We start from the raw sequence: 17,524 nt of genomic DNA, 5'->3' as shown, positions 1-17,524 counted from the left end.
GTGCTCCCGTTGTTCGTGGCCGAAGTGTGCCGAGGTGGTTGCCGGATATGCTGCGGTCGAGAACTCAACCGGAGTTGGCCTGATTGAGCTGAGCGATCCAGTCGCCGGGAACCCGTGCGCGTGGGCCGGGCACGGTTTGGTCGCGGGGGTGTGCGGTCGGCGCGGCCAGTGTCGGACCGGTGAACATCTCCTCGGTGGCGAAGTCGTAGAACCAGTCCTCGCCGGGTTCGTAGCTCTGGATGATCGCGTGCCCGGTGTGTGCGGCGTGACCGCTGGCGTGGCGGTTCAGCGATTCGTCGCAGCAGCCGACGTGACCGCACTCGGCACAGCGTCGTAGGTGAAACCACCACGATCCCGAGGCTTCGCAGTCGGCGCATCCGGGGCCGCTCGGCGGCATGGACGTGTTGATGGATTTGTCGATCGTCATCGGGAGAGTCCGTTCGTAGGCACCGCGGTCGGCTGGGTTGCGCGGAAACCGGACCGGCGGGGTGAGGGGGACCCCGCCGGTCCGGAGCGTGGGTCACTCAGCGATGAACGCGAGGATGTCGGCGTCGAGAGCCTGCTGGTAGTCGCCGTAGATGCCGTGCGGGGCACCGGCGTACACCTTGAGCGTGCCGTTGCTCACCAGCTTGATCGCCTTGTCCGCGGCAGCCACGATCGGCACGATCTGATCGTCGTCACCCTGAGCGATCAGGATCGGGACGTCGAGGGCCTTGAGGTCCTCGGTCTGATCCGTTTCCGAGAAGGCCTTGACGCAGTCATAGGCCGCGGAGAGGTTGACGAGCATGCCCTGGCGCCAGAAGTCGTCTTTCGCACCCTGAGACACCTGCGCGCCGTCACGGTTCGCCCCGTAGAAGGTCTCGGCGAGATCCTGGTAGAACTGCGACCGGTCGGTGAGCACGCCCTTGCGGATGCCGTCGAAGACCTCGATCGGCGTGCCCTCCGGGTTGTCGGGGGTCTGCACCATCAGCGGCGGAACCGCTCCGGCGGTGATGATCTTGGCCACGCGGCCCTTGCCGTACTTCGCCGCGTACCGGACGACCTCCCCGCCGCCTGTCGAGTGGCCGATCAGGACCAGGTCGTGCAGGTCGAGGGCTTCGACGAGTTCGGCGAGGTCCTTGGCGTAGGTGTCCATGTCGTTGCCGGAGCCGGTCTTCGACGAACGGCCGTGCCCCCGGCGGTCGTGCGCGATCGCCCGGTAGCCGGCATCGGCGAGCAGCTTCAGCTCGACCTGCCAGGCATCCGAGGACAGCGGCCAGCCGTGGCTGAGGAGCACGGGCCGGCCCGTGCCCTGCTCGGTGTAGTAGATCTCGGTGCCATCGGTGGTGGTGATGTACGGCATGGTGTCCTCCTGGTCGGTGACTGTTGTCTGACCACAAGACTCGTCCGTACCGGCGACGTTGTCGTCGATGCTGACCACCATTTCACCTGGACGCTGACCGGTGGGTCCACTACCGGCTAGCCGGTAGTGGACGCGGTCGCCGCTCCGGTCAGCGGTATCTCCGCACGCACGGTGGTGCCGACGCCGGCCGGGCTGTCGACGCTGAAGGCGCCCTCGACCGCCTCGACCCGGTCACGGAGTCCGATGAGTCCAGAACCCCTGTCCGGCAACGCCCCTCCGACCCCGTCGTCGGCGACCGACAGAACCAGCACGTCGTCGTCGACGCGTGCGGCGATGTTCACGCCGGACGCCTGGGCGTACTTGGCGGTGTTCGTCAACGATTCGGCCACCACGTAATAGGCCGTGACCTCGACCGGTTCGGACAATCGCCCGCTCACCGAGATCTGTAGCGACACCGGTACCGGTGACCGGCGGGCCAGCGTTTTCAGAGCCGGCGCGAGACCGCCGCGAGACAGGATCGCCGGGTGGATACCGCGGGACAGTTCCTGCAGATCGGTGTGGATCTGCGACAGCGAGTCCACCGCCGTGTCGAGCTTGTCCCGGAGATCCGACTGCTCGTTCGGGATGGTGGCCTGCACCGCTCGCAGGTCCATGCCGAGGGACACGATGCGCTGCTGGGCTCCGTCGTGCAGATCTCGCTCGATGGCGCGGCGCGCCTGGTCGGCCGCGGCGATGACACGTGCGCGCGAACGGTTCAGCGCGGCGCGCGATTCGCTGTTGTAGACCGCTCTGGCCACCAGATCGGCGAAATCGGACAGTCGCAGACGCAGATCCGGCGGAGCCGACCGGTGGGTCACACCGACGATGACCGCACCCCAGGGCTTGTCGTCGACGGTGATCGGCACCCCGATCCCCGAGCTGATACCCCGACGTCTGAGGCGGTCCCCGATGGGTCCGGTCGCCCGCGAATAGTCCAGTGCCGCCACCTCGCCGGTCTCGAAGACCATGGTCGAGATGTTCCTACCACCGAGCGGGATGCGTTCGCCCACAACGAGTCCGTCGGGCCCTGCCGCAGTCTCGTCATCGCGCGCGGCCAGGACCTCGCACTCGTCCTCGCCGGTGAAGTGCACCAGGGTGACGTGTTCGACGCCCAGTTCGTCGGCCAACTCGTCGGTGACGGCGTGGAACACCTCGCTCGGTTCGGCACGTCGGGCCACCAAGGTGGCCACGCGGCGCAACGCCGCCTGCCTGCGGGCCATCGAGATGGTCTGGTTGTACAGGACCTCGCGGTCACGGGCAGCGGCGAGCAGTGATTCGAGGTTGGGCACCATCCGACGGATGCGGCGTCGATCGGCATCGCTGACCTCTGCGGAGACGAGCAGCGAGCCGACCGGTCGTTCGTCATCGAGCAGCACGATGCACTCCAGGTGTTCTCCGCACTCGACGTCGGGCTCGCCGAGTATCGCTCCTGGCGTCGGCAACTCGAGCACCTCGGACAGGCGCGCGCTCGCTGCGGTCAGCGCCTCCGACGGGTCCGCCGCACGCAGTACCGTGCGGGCGAGCGAGGCCGAGAGGTCGGCTTCCCGGCGACGTTGGTCGGACTCCAACGCCCGGAGCCGCGACTGGCCCACCAGCAGATTGGTGAGCAGCGCGAGGACGGAGAACACCGCGACCGCGGGAGCGACACTGCCGCTGCCCTCGAGCGCGTGGAACCACACGTAGGCGGCAGCACTGGCCACCGATGTCGCCAGCGCCAGCCAGAAGCCCCAGCCGGCCGAGACGACCAGGACGCCGAACAAGAAGACTGCGCCGAATGCGTTCTCCGGGGAGAACTGCTTGAGCCAGTGCACCACCAGCGCCTCGCCCGCGATCAACACCGCGGCCGTGATCACACCCCACTTCAACGGCGGCGACGTGGGACGGAGCACGACCGCGGCGATGCGCTCCCACAGCGGGGCGCGCTCGATGTTCCGGCTAGCGGGAATGACCCGCCCATCGATGTCTGACACGCTCGACAGTATGGAACCCCCACGCTTGCGCTGCCTCATCGTCGATGACAGCGCCGCCTTCCGCACCTCAGCCCGCGGGATGCTCGAAGCCGGCGGGATCACGGTGGTCGGAACCGCCTCGACCCTCGCCGAGGCACTGCACGAGACCGCATCGGCCCATCCCGACGTCGCGCTCGTCGACATCGATCTCGGCGGCGAGAGCGGCTTCGACGTGGCCGAGGCACTGCACGCCGCGATGAGCGGGTCACCGCCCGCGGTGGTGCTCGTCTCCACCCATGACGAAGACGAGTTCGCCGACATGATCGACGCCAGCTCGGCCGTCGGCTTCGTGCCGAAGTTCGCGCTCTCCGCGGATCGCGTCCGCGCCGCACTCGCCGAGACGAGCTGATCCAGGCGGACGCAGCCCCGTCAGGTGGTGGCGTCGAGGAACACGATGACGGCTCGCACCCGGCGATGATCGTCCGGCGTCTCCGACAGGTCCAGCTTGGTCAGGATGCTGCGGACATGCTTCTCCACGGTGCCCTCGGTGATCCACAACCGGCGCCCGATCCCCGCGTTCGACAGACCCTCGGCCATCAGCGTCAGCACCTCGCGCTCGCGCGCACTCAGCACCTCGAGCGGGTCGTCCCGGCGCCGCGCCGCGACGAGCTCGTGAACCAGTGCCGGATCCATCACCGACGCCCCGTTGGCGATCCGCTGCACGGTGTCGACGAAATCGTTGACATCGGTGACGCGGCTCTTCAACAGGTAGCCGATTCCCCTGCCGCCCTCCAGGAGTTCCAGAGCGTGCTCGACATCGACATGGGCGGACAGCAACAGGATGCCGATCTCGGGATACTCACGACGTATCCGCAAAGCGGCGTCGAGCCCCTCGGCGGTGTGCCCTGGGGGCATCCGGATGTCGACCACCGCGAGGTCGGGCCGGCGATCGGTGACGACCGCCAGGAGTTCGTCGGCGTCGCCGGCCTGCCCGACGACCTCCATCCCCGCGGTCGTCAGCAGACTCGCCACACCCTCCCTCAGCAGCACGTCGTCGTCTGCGAGCGCAACACGCAGCGTCATCTCAGAATGACGCGCTCTCGTAACCGGTCCCGCGCGCGGGACCGGAGTTCAGCGGGCACCGACGAACCGATCTCATTGTGCAAACCTCCCCACACGACGCGCAGCACCCGAGCCGGCGCACTGGCCGTACTCTATCCAACGCCCCGCATCGGTGGCCGCGCTCCGCCGACCATCACACCGACGTCGCGCGAGCCCGTCCGAGCATCGCGTGCGCGACGGTGTCGACGTGCACTGCGTGGTCCTGGAACAGCAACTGATCGGTCTTGGCCCGCCGGAAGTGATGATGCAGCGGGTGCTCCCACGTGAACCCGATGCCGCCGTGGATCTGGATGGCCTCCTCGGCGGCGAACATCGCGGCGCGCCCGGCGAGCACCCGCGCCGACGCGGCCCGCTCGGCCAGATCGGCATCGTCGAAACGGTCGGCGTCCGCGACGTCGAGCATCGCCGCCTCGGCCAACTCGGTGGCCACCAGCATGTCGACGAGGCGATGCTTGAGCGCCTGGAACGACCCGATGGTCCGGCCGAACTGTTGCCGCGTCTTCGCGTAGTCGACCGTCATCTCGAGGCACTGGCGGGCGATCCCCACCTGCTCGGCGGCCAGCGCGATCATCATCAGCGAGCGCGCCCGGCCCAGGCGTTTCGCGAGCTGCGGACCCGACACCCGGGCCGCTTCCGCGCCCGCGAACTCGACGCAGGCGAACTCCCGTGTCAGATCCAGGCTTTCGCGCACATCGCGGCGGACTCCGGCAGCGCCGCCCTCCACGACACCCAGCTCCACCCCCGATGCGCTGTGCGCCACGACCACCAGCACGTCGGCCGACGCGGCGTCGAGGACGACGTCCTGACGACCGTTCAGGAGGAGCGTGCCCCGCTCGGAGAGTTCGGCGTCGATCGACGAGGACACGACCGCGGAACCGCAGACGAGCGCCGCACGACGCTCACCGGTCACGATGGCCGGCAGGTGTGCTCGCCGGCCCTCGTCGTCGGCGGCGTGGAGCAGGGTGAGGCCGGCCATGATCACCGACGAGAGATAGGGCGAGGAACCGAGACGGCGACCGTGGGCGGTCATCACGACCGACGCGTCCTTCAACCCGTATCCAGCCCCGCCCAGGTCCTCGGGGAACGGGATCTCGGTCAGGCCGAGCTCCCGAATCGACGACCAGAGATCCTGTGCGGGAGCGTGATCCGACCACGCATCGGTGAGGGCAGCCTGTAGATCGCGCTGCTCCACGGTGAGTTCGATGGGCATGTGTACTCCTAGCGGGGTTCGCGCGGCAGTCCGAGGCCGCGTTCGCCGATGATGTTCCGTTGGATCTCGTCCGAGCCGCCCGCGATGCGGTAACCGGGTGCGCCGAGGAGATGCTCCGACCATGCGAAGGTGTCGGACTCACCGGTGTCGGCGATGATCCGGTCGCCGAGAAACGATGCTGCCGCGTCGCCGACGCGCTTCAGGTTCTGCGTCCACACGAGTTTCCCGATGGAACCCTCGACTCCCGGGACGGCACCGGCGCGCTCACGTTCGGCGTAGCGCGCCACCATCAGTGCCGCTGCCCGTTCGTAGATCGCGGCGTCCCCGAGGCGCTGCCGGACAAGCGGGTCGTCGGACAGCCCGAGACGGTCGACGAGACGAGCGAGATCGACGCTGTTGCCACCGGCACTGACGATTCCGGCGCTGGAGTTCCGTTCGAAACCGAGCGTGGTGAGCGCGACCTTCCATCCGTCGCCCTCGGCACCGACCCGCAGGGAATCCGGCAGCTCGACATCGGACAGGAAGACCTCGTTGAACGTCGATCCGCCGGACATCTGCCGGATCGGCCGGATCTCGACGCCGGGCGTGTCCATCGGCACCATGAATGCGGTCATGCCCTTGTGTTTCGGCACCGACCGGTCGGACCGGGCGATGAGCAGACCCCACTCCGAGAATTGCGCGCCGGAGCTCCACACCTTCTGGCCGTCGATCCGCCAGGTGTCCCCGGTACGCACCGCTTTCGTCGACAACCCGGCGAGGTCCGAACCCGCTCCGGGTTCGGAGAACAGCTGGCAGCACAGCTCGTCCGCGCGCAGGAACGGGCGGACGAACCGTTGCCGCTGCTCCTCGGTGCCCAGCGCGTGCAGGGTCGGCGCGACCAATTCCACTGTCACCAAGACATTCTCATGGCGTTCGGGCGTCTGGTACCCGCGTTCGAGATTCACATAGACGCGTTCATGACCCGCTGTCAGGCCCGGGCCGCCCCAGTCCGGACCCCAGGTGATCGCGCCGAAGCCCGCGTCCACGCGTCGTGCCTGCCAGGCCCGAGCCGCGTCGATCAGCGCGCGTTCCTCGTCGTGGGTCCGGTTGTGGAAGATGGCGTAGTTCGGTTCGTGCTCCTGTGCAGCCCGCGCCGGGAGTTCCGCGTCGAGCCAGGCCCGTGCCTGGGCTTCGTAGTCGTCGAGCGTGATCGCGCCCGGCATCGTGGTCGTCATTCTCGTTGTCCCTGTCCTGCTCGATCTGGCGGTCGTACTCGGAGTTGCTCTGACGCAGCGCTTCTCATCTCTCGTGTGCAGCGGAGATGGTCACAGCCTGCATCTGTGGCGGTGTGATCGCGCGGTCGCGCGTCCAGTCGCGGAGGGCGAATTTCTGGATCTTCCCGCTCGCCGTCTTCGGCAGGGAATCGACGACGAAGATGCTCTCCGGGACCTTCTGCATCGCGATTCCTCTCGCGGAGAGGAACTCCCGTACCTCCTCGAGCGTGAGATCGACGGCGTCCCGGGTGACGACGAAGGCGCACCCACGCTCTCCGGTCCGGGCATCCGGCCCGGCGACGACCGCGATCTCGGTGACGGCGGGGTGTTCGCTCAATTCGTTCTCGACATCATGCGTGCTGATCTTCTCGCCGGACCGGTTGATGATGTCCTTGATCCGGCCGGCGATGTGGATGCCGCCCTGGGCGTCGAAGTAGGCGAGATCCCCGCTGCGGAAGAATCCGTCGGCGGTGAAGGCCTCCTCGTTCAGCGAGGCGTCGAGGTATCCGAGACAGGTGTCGGGTCCGCGCCAGAACACCTCCCCGACGACGCCGGTCGCAGCGCTGCCCCCGGCTCCGTCGGACACGATGACCTCGGTCGGGGCCAGCACGCGTCCATCCGTGCCGGTCCGCAGGTACGGATCATCCGATCTGTTCGCCGACGTCACCGAGGGTCCCTCCGTGGCCCCGTACATCCGCGTGACGGTGCCGAGCACCTCGGTCGCCCGGGTCACCAGCGAGTCCGGGATGTCGGCGCCCCCGCAGATGATGTACCGCACCGACGGGGTCCGGACGCCCCGCACGGTGGCGGCCTCGAGCAGGCCCCGCAGGAACGGCGTCGCGAAGATCATGAAACTCGCGTTGTTCTCGAGCACCCTGGTCAACGCGACTTCGGGGTCCCACACGTCCTGCAGCACCACCGGCGCACCGAGCAGGAACGGCAGGGTCAGGGCACAGTTCACCCCGGTCACGTGCGTCACCGGTGACGGGTTGAACACGACGTCGCGCTCGTTGAGCCCGAACGTCTCGATCATCGAGCTGTTCTCGAAGACCAGCGTGTTGTGACTGTGCAACGCCCCCTTCGGGTCCGCGGTCGTTCCCGACGTGTACAGCAGCAGGCAGACGTCGTCGGGATCGGCGCGGGGCAGCGCGCGCACGGTCTCGATCATCTCCGGCGTCGCGGAATCGATCAGCGACATGAGGTCGACAGCCCCGGCGTCCGAGGTCGCGCGTCCGGTCGTCACCACCAGCTCGAGTTCCGGAAGTTGCTGCCGCAGAGAGGCATACATGGCCTCGTGATCGAAGCCCCGGTGCGTTCCGGGAACGAAGGCGGCCTTGGTTCGTGCCTGGCCCAGAATGAAACCGACTTCACGCTCGCGATAGATCGGCACGATCGGGTTCGCGACACCGCGAACCCGGTGGATCGCATGGAAGACGACGACCGCGTCGGCGGAGTTCGGGAGCTGGAAGGACACCACGTCCCCCGGTCGGACGCCGCGGTCGTACAGCGCGGCGGCGAGGCGCAGGGACTCGCGCTCGACGTCGGCAAATGTCAGTCGCCGGTCACCGTCGATGATCGCGACGACGTCCGGATACAGCGCGGCGGCGCGCTCGACGAAGTGGTCGACGGTCTTGTCCCGCCAGTGGCCCGCCGCCCGGAACTGCTCGGCGAGGTCGGGATGTGGAGAGTGCGTGGGACGCATGGTGTTTCCTCTGGGAACTCTTGCCGATTGCTCGTGTCGCGTTCTACAGTAACCCACGTCTCACTAAATATGTACATATTAGTGCTCCCAGCGCCCTTCCCTCAGAAAGAGACCCCATGGCAACCCAGGATCAACGGAGCCGGCGTGCGGTGATCGCCGCCGGCGTCGGAACGGTGGTCGAGTACTACGACCTGACGGTGTACGCATACCTCGCGGTGGTGGTCAGCCCGCTGTTCTTCCCGAGCGACGACCCGACCGCGTCCCTGCTGTCGAGCCTCGCGGTGTTCGCGTCGGCGTACCTCATGCGGCCGATCGGCGGCATCTTCTTCGGCCGCCTCGGCGACCGCTTCGGCCGCAAACGCGCGCTGCTGGTGTCGGTCATCCTGATGGGGGTGGGCACCACGCTGATGGCCCTGCTGCCGACGTACGCCGCGGTCGGGGTCCTCGCGCCGATCCTGCTGGTCGTCGCCCGGCTGCTGCAGGGCTTCTCCGCGGGCGGCGAGCTCGGTGGTGCGCTCACCTATGTCTACGAGGTCGTCGGACCGAAGCGCCGCGGCCTGGGCGGGTCGATCGTCGCGCTGGGATCGAACAGCGGCTTCGCGCTCGCCGCGATCGTCGTGGCGACGACCTCGGCACTGACCTCCGACGCACAGATGGACAGCTGGGGCTGGCGAGTCCCGTTCGTCGCCGGACTCCCGCTGTTGCTGCTCTGCCTCTGGTTGCGGACCCGCATCGAGGACTCGCCGGAGTTCACCAAGACCGCCGAGCGTCGCGAACTCCCGAAGGCACCGCTGCGAGAACTGTTGCGCAGCCAGCCGATCCAGGTCCTGCAGGTCCTCGGTCTCGGTATCGCGCAGAACGCGACCGGGTACATGGTGCTCACCTACATCGGCATCCATCTCGTCCGTGAGGGCGGTTACAGCCAGACGGCAGTCACCTGGACCGCGGCCGGTGTCATCGTGTTCGTCGCCGCATGCATGCCGATCGCGGGACTCCTGGTGGACCGCTTCGGAAGTCGACCCGTCCTCATCGCCGGCCTGCTTACCGCGGCCACTCTCGCCTACCCCGCAATGGCCCTGATGACCGGACACGGCCTCGCGGTCGCGGCCCTCGCCTTCGCGGTGTTCGCGCTGTGCACCCCGCTGATCCAGGTCGCCACCGCACCGTTGTTCCCGTCGTTGTTCGACACGAAGGTCCGTCTGACCGGCGTGGCGCTCGGCTTCAACCTCTCGACGGTCCTGGCCGGCGGCACCGCCGCGTACATCGCCACGTGGCTGATCGACCGCACGGGCAACTCACTCGCGCCCGCCTACTTCCTCATCGGCGCCAGCGCGATCGGACTGCTGACACTGATGACGATCCGGCGGAAGGCACGGGCCCTCGGGGACGCCACCGACGCCACCGACGACGCAGTGGCTGCCCCCGCCCGTTCCTGACCCGAACGGCGCCATCCGGTACCCGAGGGTCGAATCCGACGAAACGGACGCGGGCCGCCACCAAGCGTGTGGTCCGCGTCCGTGTGGGCATACTGTTCGAGAACTCGATCCCCTCGAACCCCGGAGGTCCCCGTGGCCAGTGGTCTCGTCGCCTTGCTCGACGACATCGTGACCCTCACCCGGGCCGCCGCGGCGTCCCTGGACGACATCGGTGCGGCGGCCGGCAAGGCCAGCGTCAAGGCGGCGGGCGTGGTGGTCGACGACACCGCCGTCACGCCCCGTTACGTCCACGGTTTCACCCCCGACCGGGAGCTTCCGATCGTGCGGAAGATCGCCATCGGATCGATCCGCAACAAGCTGCTCATCATCCTGCCGGTCGCGATGATCCTGAGTCAGTTCCTCCCCGGCGCCCTTCCCTACCTGCTGATCGCCGGCGGCCTCTTCCTGTGCTTCGAGGGCGCCGAGAAGGTATGGGAGGCCATCGGCGGCGGCCACCACGCCGAGGAACAGACCGCCGGTGAAGCCGGGCCCGAGTTCGAGAAGACGATGGTCAGCGGCGCGATCCGCACCGATCTGATCCTGTCCGCGGAGATCATGGTCATCTCGCTGTCGTCGGTCGAGTCCGAACCCTTCTGGACACGCCTGGCCGTCCTCGTGGTCGTCGCCGTCCTGATCACGGCGCTCGTCTACGGCGTCGTGGCGATCATCGTGAAGATGGACGACGTCGGTCTGGCACTGGCACAGCGCGAGTCACCCCTGCTCCAGAAGACCGGTCGGGGTCTCGTCCGCGCCATGCCCACGATCATGTCGACGCTGACGGTCGTCGGCATCGCGGCGATGCTCTGGGTGGGCGGTCACATCCTGATCGTCAACGTCGGCGAAGCCGGTTTCCACTGGCCGGCGGACCGCCTCCACGACGTCGAGCACTGGTTCGGCGAACTTGTCCACGGCGGGTTCGGCTCCGTCCTCTCGTGGACGGCGGGCACCGTGTTGTCCGCCGTCGTCGGCCTCGTCGTCGGTGCGGTGATCGTGGCGATCCTGCACGTCATCCCGCGTCGAAAGAAAAACGCCGCCCCCGCGCACTGACCCCGCACCCGTCGACCGTGCGTCGTTGTCCGTCGACTGGGCGTCGGTTTCCGTTGACTGGGCGCCTGATCACGCGAGCAGGCGCCAGAGGCCTATCAGTCCGACGACGACGATCACCCCGCGAAGCGCGCGGGGTGAGAGCCGACGTCCGTATCTGGCGCCCAGGAAGCCACCGGCCAACGAGCCGATCGCGATGGCCGCTGCCGCCCACCAGTCGATCCGGTCGAACGCCACAAGCGTGTACGTGACGGCGGCGACAACGTTGACGACCAGGCTCAGCAGGTTCTTCGCGGCGTTCATCCGTTGGAGGTGATCGGGGACGATCACCCCGAGGACGCCCATCAGGAGGATGCCCTGCGCAGCGGTGAAGTACCCGCCGTAGACGCCGACGGCGAATGTCCCGACGGTCATCGCGGCGATCCGCACGGGACCGAGATGCGGGGGTGTGAGATCACCGCCGTGAGTGGAGCGACCACCCACCCATTTCTGGATGTAGGGCTGCGCGACGACGAGAATCAGCGCGGCGACGAGCAGGACCGGGACGACCGTCTCGAACACCGTCTCGGGCAGGTGGAGCAGGAGCCAGCAGCCGATGATCGCGCCGGTGAACGACGCCGGCATCTGCCAGCGGAGACGCGTCCACTGCCCCTCGAGTTCGCGCCGATAACCCCACGTACCCGACACCCCGCCGGCCACCAGTCCGATCGCATTGGACATGGTCGCGGTCACCGGCGGGACCCCGAAAGCGACCAGCGTCGGAAACGTGATGAGCGTCCCGCTTCCGACGAGGGCGTTGATGGCTCCCGCCCCGACGCCGGCGATGAGCACGGCGGCCAGTTCCCAGATGGACACAGTCTCCGAGAGTGCCCTCCGGGAGATTCGGCGGGTTCACCGGGGTGGTTTCGAGCCTTCTGTCAGTTGAGGCGGTCCCCACTGGACGGGTCGAACAGGTGCACCGCGCTGTCGGACTGGCGCAGGCGGATGCCCTCGCCCCGCTTGGCGGGTGCCCGCTCGGCCGACCGCGCGACCATCACCATCGGGTCGCCGTCGAGGTTGCGCACCGAGTCGTCGGCGAGGTTGGCGTAGATGTAGCTCTCGCTGCCGAGCTCCTCGAGGAGAGCGACGTCGGCGTTGAGGCCGGTGCCGTTGTCCGACAGCGTGAGGTGCTCCGGACGGATGCCCACGACGACCGAGTCGAGCCCGGAACGACGCAGGGCCGCCTGCGCTTCGGCGTCGATGTCCACGGCAGCACCCGACACGGTGATCACGCCGTCGACGACCGGTGCGACGAAGAGGTTCATGCCCGGAGATCCGATGAACCCCGCCACGAACGAGTTCACCGGTCGGTCATAGAGTTCCGTCGGCGTGGAGAACTGCTGCAGGACACCGTTCTTGAGCACCGCAACGCGGTCGCCCATCGTCATCGCCTCGACCTGGTCGTGTGTGACATAAACCGTCGTGGTGCCCAGGCGCCGCTGCAGGGCTGCGATCTGGGTGCGGGTCTGGACACGGAGTTTGGCGTCGAGGTTCGACAGCGGCTCGTCCATGCAGAAGACCTGGGGTTCGCGAACGATGGCGCGGCCCATGGCGACGCGCTGCCGTTGTCCGCCAGAGAGTTTGGCGGGCTTGCGATCCAGGAAGTCGGTCAGGTCGAGCAATCGGGCCGCCTCGGCGACCTTCTGTTTGCGCTCCTCGGCCGGCACACCGCGCATCTTGAGCGCGAAGCCCATGTTCTCGCCGACGGTCTTGTTCGGGTACAGCGCGTAGTTCTGGAAGACCATCGCGATGTCCCGGTCCTTCGGGGCGACGCCGACCATGTTGTCCCCGCCGATCCGGATCTGGCCGGAATCGATCTCCTCGAGACCGGCGAGCATCCGCAGCGCCGTCGACTTTCCGGACCCGGATGGCCCGACGAGGACCACGAACTCACCGTCGGCGATGTCCAGGTCCAGCGAGTCGACGGCGAGCTTGTCCGCGCCGGGGTAGACGCAGCAGGCCTTGTCGTAGGTGATGGAAGCCATGATGTTCTCCGGTTTCTACAAAGGTGTTGTGCGAGTGCGTGTCAGAGGGGACGGGTCACTTGATTGCGCCGCGCTGGGACCGATGGCGCGATACCGAACTGAGCTGTCACTTGATTGCGCCAAACGAGAGGCCGCGGACGAGCTTGTTCTGGGCGATCCAGCCGCAGATGACGACCGGGAGCGCGGCGAGCACGGAAGCCGCGGACAGCTGCGCCCAGTACAGGCCCTGACCGGACATGAAGCCGGTCAGGAACACCGGCATCGTCTGCGCGTTGACCGCGGTCATGTTGACGGCGAAGAAGAACTCGTTCCAGGAGAAGATCACGCAGATCAGTGCTGTCGCTGCGATTCCCGGCGAGATCAGCGGCAGGATCACCTCGCGTACCGAGGTCCACAGGCTCGCGCCGTCGATGCTGGCGGCCTCGAGCAGTTCCCCGGGCACCTCGAGGAAGAACGAGCGCATCATCCACACGGCGATCGGGAGGTTCATGGCCGTGTACAGGATGATGAGGGTCCAGATGTTGTCGAGCATCCCGATCTCGCCGACGATCACGTAGAGGGGGATGATCGCGGCGACGATCGGCAGCATCTTGGTGCTGATGAAGAAGAACAGCGCGTCCTTGGTCTTGCGTACCGGCCGGAGTGACAGTGCGAACGCCGCGGGTACGCCGAGCAACAGCACCAGGATCGTCGAGACGATGGTCGCGAACACCGAGTTCAACAGCGGTGTACCGATTCCCGCGTCGAAGACGTCCCGGAACTGCTGCAGTGTCGGCTCGAAGAAGAAGGTCGGCGGGTTCGTCGCCGCGTCGCTCTCCTGCTTGAACGCGGTCAGCACCATCCACAGCACCGGGAAGAAGAAGCCGATCGCGAGGATCCAGGTCACCGCGGTCAGCGCCGCTTGACGTGGCCGGCGCCGACGACGGATCTCGGTGCCGGGCTTCCCGTCTGGCTTCCCGGCCGACGTACGGTCGGAGCGGATGTCGGTGGTCATCAGGCCGGCTCCTCTGTCCCGGTGAATGATTTGAAGATCAGGCGTAGAGCGAGCGTGGCGACGACGATCGTGCCGATCACGGTGACCACGCCCATCGCCGCGGCCTGGCCAATGTCGAAGCCGAGGAACGCGCGCTGGTAGATGTAGTACGACAGATTCGAACTGGACACTCCCGGGCCGCCGGAGGTCATCATGTACACCGCGTCGAACGTGTTCACCAGGTAGATCGCACCGAGCACCGCACCGAGTTCGATGAAGCGACGCAGATGCGGCAGCGTCAGTTCGCGGAAGAGCCGGAAGCTGGTGGCGCCGTCGACGCGTGCCGCCTCTTGGATGTCACGGGGCATCGACTGCAGACCCGCGAGGATCAGCAGCATCATGAAAGGCGTCCACTGCCAGACCAGTTCGGCCATCACGCTCATCAGCGGGAACTCCGACAGCCAGTCGGTCTCGATGCCGAACGGACTCAGCGCCCAGTTGACGAGACCGTTGGTCGGCGACAGCAGGCTGGTCTTCCACAGCAGCGCGGCCGCCACCGGGGTGACGAGGAACGGCGTGATCAGCAAAGTGCGGACCACCCCGCGGCCGAGGAACTTCCGGTCGAGCAGCAGCGCGAAGAGCAGGCCCAGGAGCACCGAGATCAGTACGGTGCCGACGATCAACAGGATCGTGTTCACGGTCACCCGCCAGAACTGGCTGTCGCCGAAGACCGCGACGTAGTTGTCGAGGCCGACGAATGCTCGCGAGTCCGGGCGCACCAGGTTCCACGACTGCGTGGAGTAGTACAGCGTGAACACGAAGGGGATCTGGGTGACCACGATCAGGAAGATCAGGGCGGGGAGAAGCGGACCACGTCGGCGCCATCCCTCGGCACGCGTGACGTGATCGCGCGAGGACTTCAGCGGCGCCTTCGGCGCGGTGTCGGGTGGCGGAGTGGAGACTGCGGTGGCCATGATCACTGCTCCCTCTGGTAGGACTTGCCGACGACCTGGGCGTACTCCTGCGCCTGCGCGAGCGCGTCGTCGACGCTGATCTGGCCGGCGATCGCTGCCGAGATCTGCTGGCTCACCCGGGTTCCGAGATCCTGGAACTCGGGGATGGCGAGGAACTGGACTCCGGTGTAGGGCACCGGCTCCAGGGTCGGCTTCAGCTGGTTCGCCGCACGCATCGCGCTCAGCGTCTGCTCGGCGAACGGGGCGGCGAGTTCCTTGTAGGCAGGCAGCTCGTACGTGGACAGGCGGCTGCCCGGCGGTACGTGACTGGGCCCCAGGGTCTCCGAGACGTACTCGATGTAGCTCTTGCTGGTCATCCACCGGATGAACTTCCACGCCTCGTCCTGGTGCTTGCTGCTGGTGGGGATGCCCAGTGACCAGGTGTAGAGCCAGCCGTTGTCGCCTTTGGCCATGCTCGGGGCGGGCAGGTAGCCGACGTCACCCGCGATCGACGAGGTGTCCGGGCTCTCCAGCACCGACACCGCGGACGTCGCGTCGTACCACATCGCAACCTGGCCCTGCGACAACAGGTTTCCACATTCCTGGAACCCGGACGATGCCGCGCCGGCCTCACCGTGGTTCCGGACCGTGTCGACGTAGAACTTCACCGCTGCGGCCACCTCGGGACTGTCCAGCTGCGCATTCCAGTCCTCGTCGTACCAGCGTCCGCCGAACGCGTTGATCACGGTGTTCAGCGGGGCGAGCACCTCGCCCCAGCCGGGCTTGCCGCGCAGGCAGATCCCCGCCGTGCGCTCGTTGTCGAGTTTCGCCGCCGCTTCGGCGACCTGGGGCCACGTCGGCTGAGGCGGCAATGACACCCCGGCCTCGGCGAACAGCTTCTTGTTGTACATCAGGAATGACGACTCGCCGTAGAACGGCGCCGAGTACATCGAACCGTCGTGGGACAGAGCCGTCTTCAGCGTCGGGATGAAGTCGTCGGCGTCGTAGTCGGGATCGGCGTCCATGTACGGGGTCAGGTTCACGAGCCAGCCGTACTCGCCCCACATCGGGGTCTCGTAGTTGCTGATCATCACGACGTCGAATTCACCGCCGCCGGTGGCCACCGATGCGGTGATCTTGGCGCGCGCCTCGTTCTCGGAGAGGGTCACGAACCGCACCGAGACGCCGGGATTCTGCTCCTCGAACTGTGTGGACAGCTTCACCGCGTCCTGCATCTGCGAGTTGGAGACCATCGCGACGGTGATCTCGCGACCTCCGCCGCCGGTGAGTGAACCCGCGCCGGAGCAGCCGGTGAGCACCAGAGCCACGGTCGCGATCATCGCACCCAGCGCCCATCGCACTCGGTGTCGGGAGAACGTCATTGTTCGCCTTTCTCTTGCATCACAAGCCATTCGGCGGTCTCCACATCGGTGACGAGAATGGTGGCGTAACCACCACGCAGCGCGCCGAGGATGGATTCGCGACGGTGTGTCCCACCGGACACGAGGATCGAGGTCGGGCAGGCACGGACCGCGTCGAGTGACACCGAGACGGTCCGGTCGACGAGGCTGGAGGGGACGGCGCCGCCGTTCGCGTCGTAGAAGCGTCCGCCGATCTCCCCGACCGCGCCGAGGTCGAGCAGTTCGTCGAGGACGACCGCGTCGATGAACGAGCCCTCGAACAGAGTTGTCGAGGTCGACACCGAGCCGACACCGAACAACATCACCTGCGCACCGCGCGCCGCCGAGAGTGCCTGCGAGAGGATCGAATCACGGTTCACGGCGGTGACCGTCTCCGGGTCGACGTAGAGCGGTGCGACCAGCCGCAGCGGTCGGGCATGGAGCCGTTCGGAGAATCGCGAGAGCGCGTGGTCGACGCCGGTGTGGTATTCGACGGAGGTCATCGAGCCGTCCATCTGCACGACCCGCTGACACGAGGCGGACGCAGCCATGGCGTCGGCGACGGCCACTTGTTCGGGCCCCCAGGTGAATCCGAAGGTGTCCGTCGGCTGAATCCGTCGGGTCAGCACCGACGCCCCCGCTCGACCGAGGGCGGCGTTGCCGGTGGTGGTGCCGTCGGCGACCTCGTCGATGACGAGGACCTCGTCGAGCCCCAGGGTCTCCTCGACCGCGCGTTCCAGATCGGTGTGGATGGATGCCGACAGGTGCGCCGGGGCCGATACCGACACCTGCACGAGACCCTGTGCCCTGGCTCGCGCGACGAGCCGGCCGGCCGTCGGGCGCGACACCCCGAGTCGGCCCGCGATCTCGGCCTGGGTGAGTCCCTCGAGGTGGTACATGGTCGCGGCGCGGACAAGGAGTCGCAGATCCTGGCCGGAGTCGCCACCGCCGCGCGGCGTGGCCACACGCGGCACGGCATGGGTCTCCCCCTCCGCGCCGATCGCCGACTTTCGAGGTGCCATCCGAGGGTGCCCCTTC

16 protein-coding genes are annotated in these 17,524 nt (G+C 67.4%); 3 read left to right on the top strand and 13 right to left on the bottom strand.

Annotated elements, in window-relative coordinates; genetic code table 11:
- Nucleotides 1-64 precede the first annotated feature (64 nt).
- The 3 genes from AB4Z55_RS03995 to AB4Z55_RS03985 form a co-directional block, all read right to left on the bottom strand.
- On the bottom strand, nucleotides 65-427 hold the full coding sequence (locus AB4Z55_RS03995) for a UBP-type zinc finger domain-containing protein (RefSeq protein ID WP_101819964.1): 363 nt from the start codon (nucleotides 425-427) through the stop codon (nucleotides 65-67).
- A gap of 93 nt (nucleotides 428-520) precedes the next feature.
- Nucleotides 521-1,342: an alpha/beta fold hydrolase gene (locus AB4Z55_RS03990; protein WP_101820076.1), complete on the bottom strand. Its 822-nt coding sequence runs from the start codon at nucleotides 1,340-1,342 to the stop codon at nucleotides 521-523.
- Nucleotides 1,343-1,458: 116 nt separating this feature from the next.
- Entirely contained in the window at nucleotides 1,459-3,246 is a 1,788-nt protein-coding gene (locus AB4Z55_RS03985) for a GAF domain-containing protein (protein WP_369520976.1), read from the bottom strand.
- Between the two features lie 115 nt (nucleotides 3,247-3,361).
- Between AB4Z55_RS03985 and AB4Z55_RS03980 the strand changes: the two genes are divergently transcribed.
- Nucleotides 3,362-3,739, top strand: coding sequence for a response regulator transcription factor (locus AB4Z55_RS03980; RefSeq protein WP_354561995.1), 378 nt, complete (start codon nucleotides 3,362-3,364; stop codon nucleotides 3,737-3,739).
- A gap of 20 nt (nucleotides 3,740-3,759) precedes the next feature.
- Here the strand turns inward: AB4Z55_RS03980 and AB4Z55_RS03975 are convergent, their stop codons facing one another.
- The 4 genes from AB4Z55_RS03975 to AB4Z55_RS03960 all read right to left on the bottom strand — a co-directional run bounded on the left by AB4Z55_RS03975 (nucleotide 3,760) and on the right by AB4Z55_RS03960 (nucleotide 8,617).
- On the bottom strand, nucleotides 3,760-4,413 hold the full coding sequence (locus tag AB4Z55_RS03975) for a response regulator transcription factor (RefSeq protein ID WP_101819961.1): 654 nt from the start codon (nucleotides 4,411-4,413) through the stop codon (nucleotides 3,760-3,762).
- 172 nt (nucleotides 4,414-4,585) lie between these two features.
- Complete coding sequence (locus AB4Z55_RS03970) at nucleotides 4,586-5,662, bottom strand: acyl-CoA dehydrogenase family protein (protein WP_369519187.1); 1,077 nt, start codon at nucleotides 5,660-5,662, stop codon at nucleotides 4,586-4,588.
- Between the two features lie 8 nt (nucleotides 5,663-5,670).
- Nucleotides 5,671-6,876: an acyl-CoA dehydrogenase family protein gene (locus tag AB4Z55_RS03965; protein ID WP_354561998.1), complete on the bottom strand. Its 1,206-nt coding sequence runs from the start codon at nucleotides 6,874-6,876 to the stop codon at nucleotides 5,671-5,673.
- Nucleotides 6,877-6,940: 64 nt separating this feature from the next.
- The gene (locus AB4Z55_RS03960; RefSeq protein ID WP_354562000.1) at nucleotides 6,941-8,617 is read right to left on the bottom strand and encodes an AMP-binding protein; all 1,677 of its coding nucleotides are present in this window, start codon (nucleotides 8,615-8,617) and stop codon (nucleotides 6,941-6,943) included.
- Nucleotides 8,618-8,733: 116 nt separating this feature from the next.
- On the opposite strand from AB4Z55_RS03960, the gene AB4Z55_RS03955 reads away from it, so the two are divergent.
- Together AB4Z55_RS03955 and AB4Z55_RS03950 are read left to right on the top strand one after the other, a co-directional pair.
- Nucleotides 8,734-10,053, top strand: coding sequence for an MFS transporter (locus AB4Z55_RS03955; RefSeq protein WP_369519186.1), 1,320 nt, complete (start codon nucleotides 8,734-8,736; stop codon nucleotides 10,051-10,053).
- 132 nt (nucleotides 10,054-10,185) lie between these two features.
- A complete protein-coding gene (locus AB4Z55_RS03950; protein WP_354562003.1) occupies nucleotides 10,186-11,139 on the top strand; it encodes a DUF808 domain-containing protein in 954 nt (317 codons plus the stop codon).
- Between the two features lie 69 nt (nucleotides 11,140-11,208).
- Here the strand turns inward: AB4Z55_RS03950 and AB4Z55_RS03945 are convergent, their stop codons facing one another.
- The 6 genes from AB4Z55_RS03945 to AB4Z55_RS03920 all read right to left on the bottom strand — a co-directional run bounded on the left by AB4Z55_RS03945 (nucleotide 11,209) and on the right by AB4Z55_RS03920 (nucleotide 17,508).
- Nucleotides 11,209-11,991: a sulfite exporter TauE/SafE family protein gene (locus AB4Z55_RS03945; protein WP_369519185.1), complete on the bottom strand. Its 783-nt coding sequence runs from the start codon at nucleotides 11,989-11,991 to the stop codon at nucleotides 11,209-11,211.
- Between the two features lie 62 nt (nucleotides 11,992-12,053).
- Nucleotides 12,054-13,160 (bottom strand): ABC transporter ATP-binding protein, encoded by a 1,107-nt coding sequence (locus AB4Z55_RS03940; RefSeq protein WP_064571702.1) that lies wholly within the window; start codon nucleotides 13,158-13,160, stop codon nucleotides 12,054-12,056.
- 106 nt (nucleotides 13,161-13,266) lie between these two features.
- Complete coding sequence (locus AB4Z55_RS03935; RefSeq protein WP_101819954.1) at nucleotides 13,267-14,154, bottom strand: carbohydrate ABC transporter permease; 888 nt, start codon at nucleotides 14,152-14,154, stop codon at nucleotides 13,267-13,269.
- Nucleotides 14,154-15,107 (bottom strand): carbohydrate ABC transporter permease, encoded by a 954-nt coding sequence (locus AB4Z55_RS03930; RefSeq protein ID WP_101820075.1) that lies wholly within the window; start codon nucleotides 15,105-15,107, stop codon nucleotides 14,154-14,156. The genes AB4Z55_RS03935 and AB4Z55_RS03930 overlap by 1 nt, the downstream gene beginning before the upstream one ends.
- 2 nt (nucleotides 15,108-15,109) lie before the next feature.
- A complete protein-coding gene (locus AB4Z55_RS03925; protein ID WP_101819953.1) occupies nucleotides 15,110-16,468 on the bottom strand; it encodes a sugar ABC transporter substrate-binding protein in 1,359 nt (452 codons plus the stop codon).
- Nucleotides 16,465-17,508: a sugar-binding transcriptional regulator gene (locus AB4Z55_RS03920; protein WP_004020469.1), complete on the bottom strand. Its 1,044-nt coding sequence runs from the start codon at nucleotides 17,506-17,508 to the stop codon at nucleotides 16,465-16,467. The genes AB4Z55_RS03925 and AB4Z55_RS03920 overlap by 4 nt, the downstream gene beginning before the upstream one ends.
- Nucleotides 17,509-17,524 lie beyond the last annotated feature (16 nt).

The organism is Gordonia sp. ABKF26 (genome assembly GCF_041103195.1).
In the GTDB taxonomy this organism is placed as follows: Bacteria; Actinomycetota; Actinomycetes; order Mycobacteriales; family Mycobacteriaceae; genus Gordonia; species Gordonia terrae.
This window is presented reverse-complemented; position numbering and strand designations above follow the sequence as displayed.

Bases quoted from the DNA above. Each gene is read 5' to 3' on its own strand.
- AB4Z55_RS03995 (WP_101819964.1), bottom strand. From the start codon at position 427: ATGACGATCGACAAATCCATCAACACGTCCATGCCGCCGAGCGGCCCC.
- AB4Z55_RS03990 (WP_101820076.1), bottom strand. From the start codon at position 1,342: ATGCCGTACATCACCACCACCGATGGCACCGAGATCTACTACACCGAG.
- AB4Z55_RS03980 (WP_354561995.1), top strand. From the start codon at position 3,362: ATGGAACCCCCACGCTTGCGCTGCCTCATCGTCGATGACAGCGCCGCC.
- AB4Z55_RS03975 (WP_101819961.1), bottom strand. From the start codon at position 4,413: ATGACGCTGCGTGTTGCGCTCGCAGACGACGACGTGCTGCTGAGGGAG.
- AB4Z55_RS03970 (WP_369519187.1), bottom strand. From the start codon at position 5,662: ATGCCCATCGAACTCACCGTGGAGCAGCGCGATCTACAGGCTGCCCTC.
- AB4Z55_RS03965 (WP_354561998.1), bottom strand. From the start codon at position 6,876: ATGACGACCACGATGCCGGGCGCGATCACGCTCGACGACTACGAAGCC.
- AB4Z55_RS03960 (WP_354562000.1), bottom strand. From the start codon at position 8,617: ATGCGTCCCACGCACTCTCCACATCCCGACCTCGCCGAGCAGTTCCGG.
- AB4Z55_RS03955 (WP_369519186.1), top strand. From the start codon at position 8,734: ATGGCAACCCAGGATCAACGGAGCCGGCGTGCGGTGATCGCCGCCGGC.
- AB4Z55_RS03940 (WP_064571702.1), bottom strand. From the start codon at position 13,160: ATGGCTTCCATCACCTACGACAAGGCCTGCTGCGTCTACCCCGGCGCG.
- AB4Z55_RS03935 (WP_101819954.1), bottom strand. From the start codon at position 14,154: ATGACCACCGACATCCGCTCCGACCGTACGTCGGCCGGGAAGCCAGAC.
- AB4Z55_RS03930 (WP_101820075.1), bottom strand. From the start codon at position 15,107: ATGGCCACCGCAGTCTCCACTCCGCCACCCGACACCGCGCCGAAGGCG.
- AB4Z55_RS03925 (WP_101819953.1), bottom strand. From the start codon at position 16,468: ATGACGTTCTCCCGACACCGAGTGCGATGGGCGCTGGGTGCGATGATC.
- AB4Z55_RS03920 (WP_004020469.1), bottom strand. From the start codon at position 17,508: ATGGCACCTCGAAAGTCGGCGATCGGCGCGGAGGGGGAGACCCATGCC.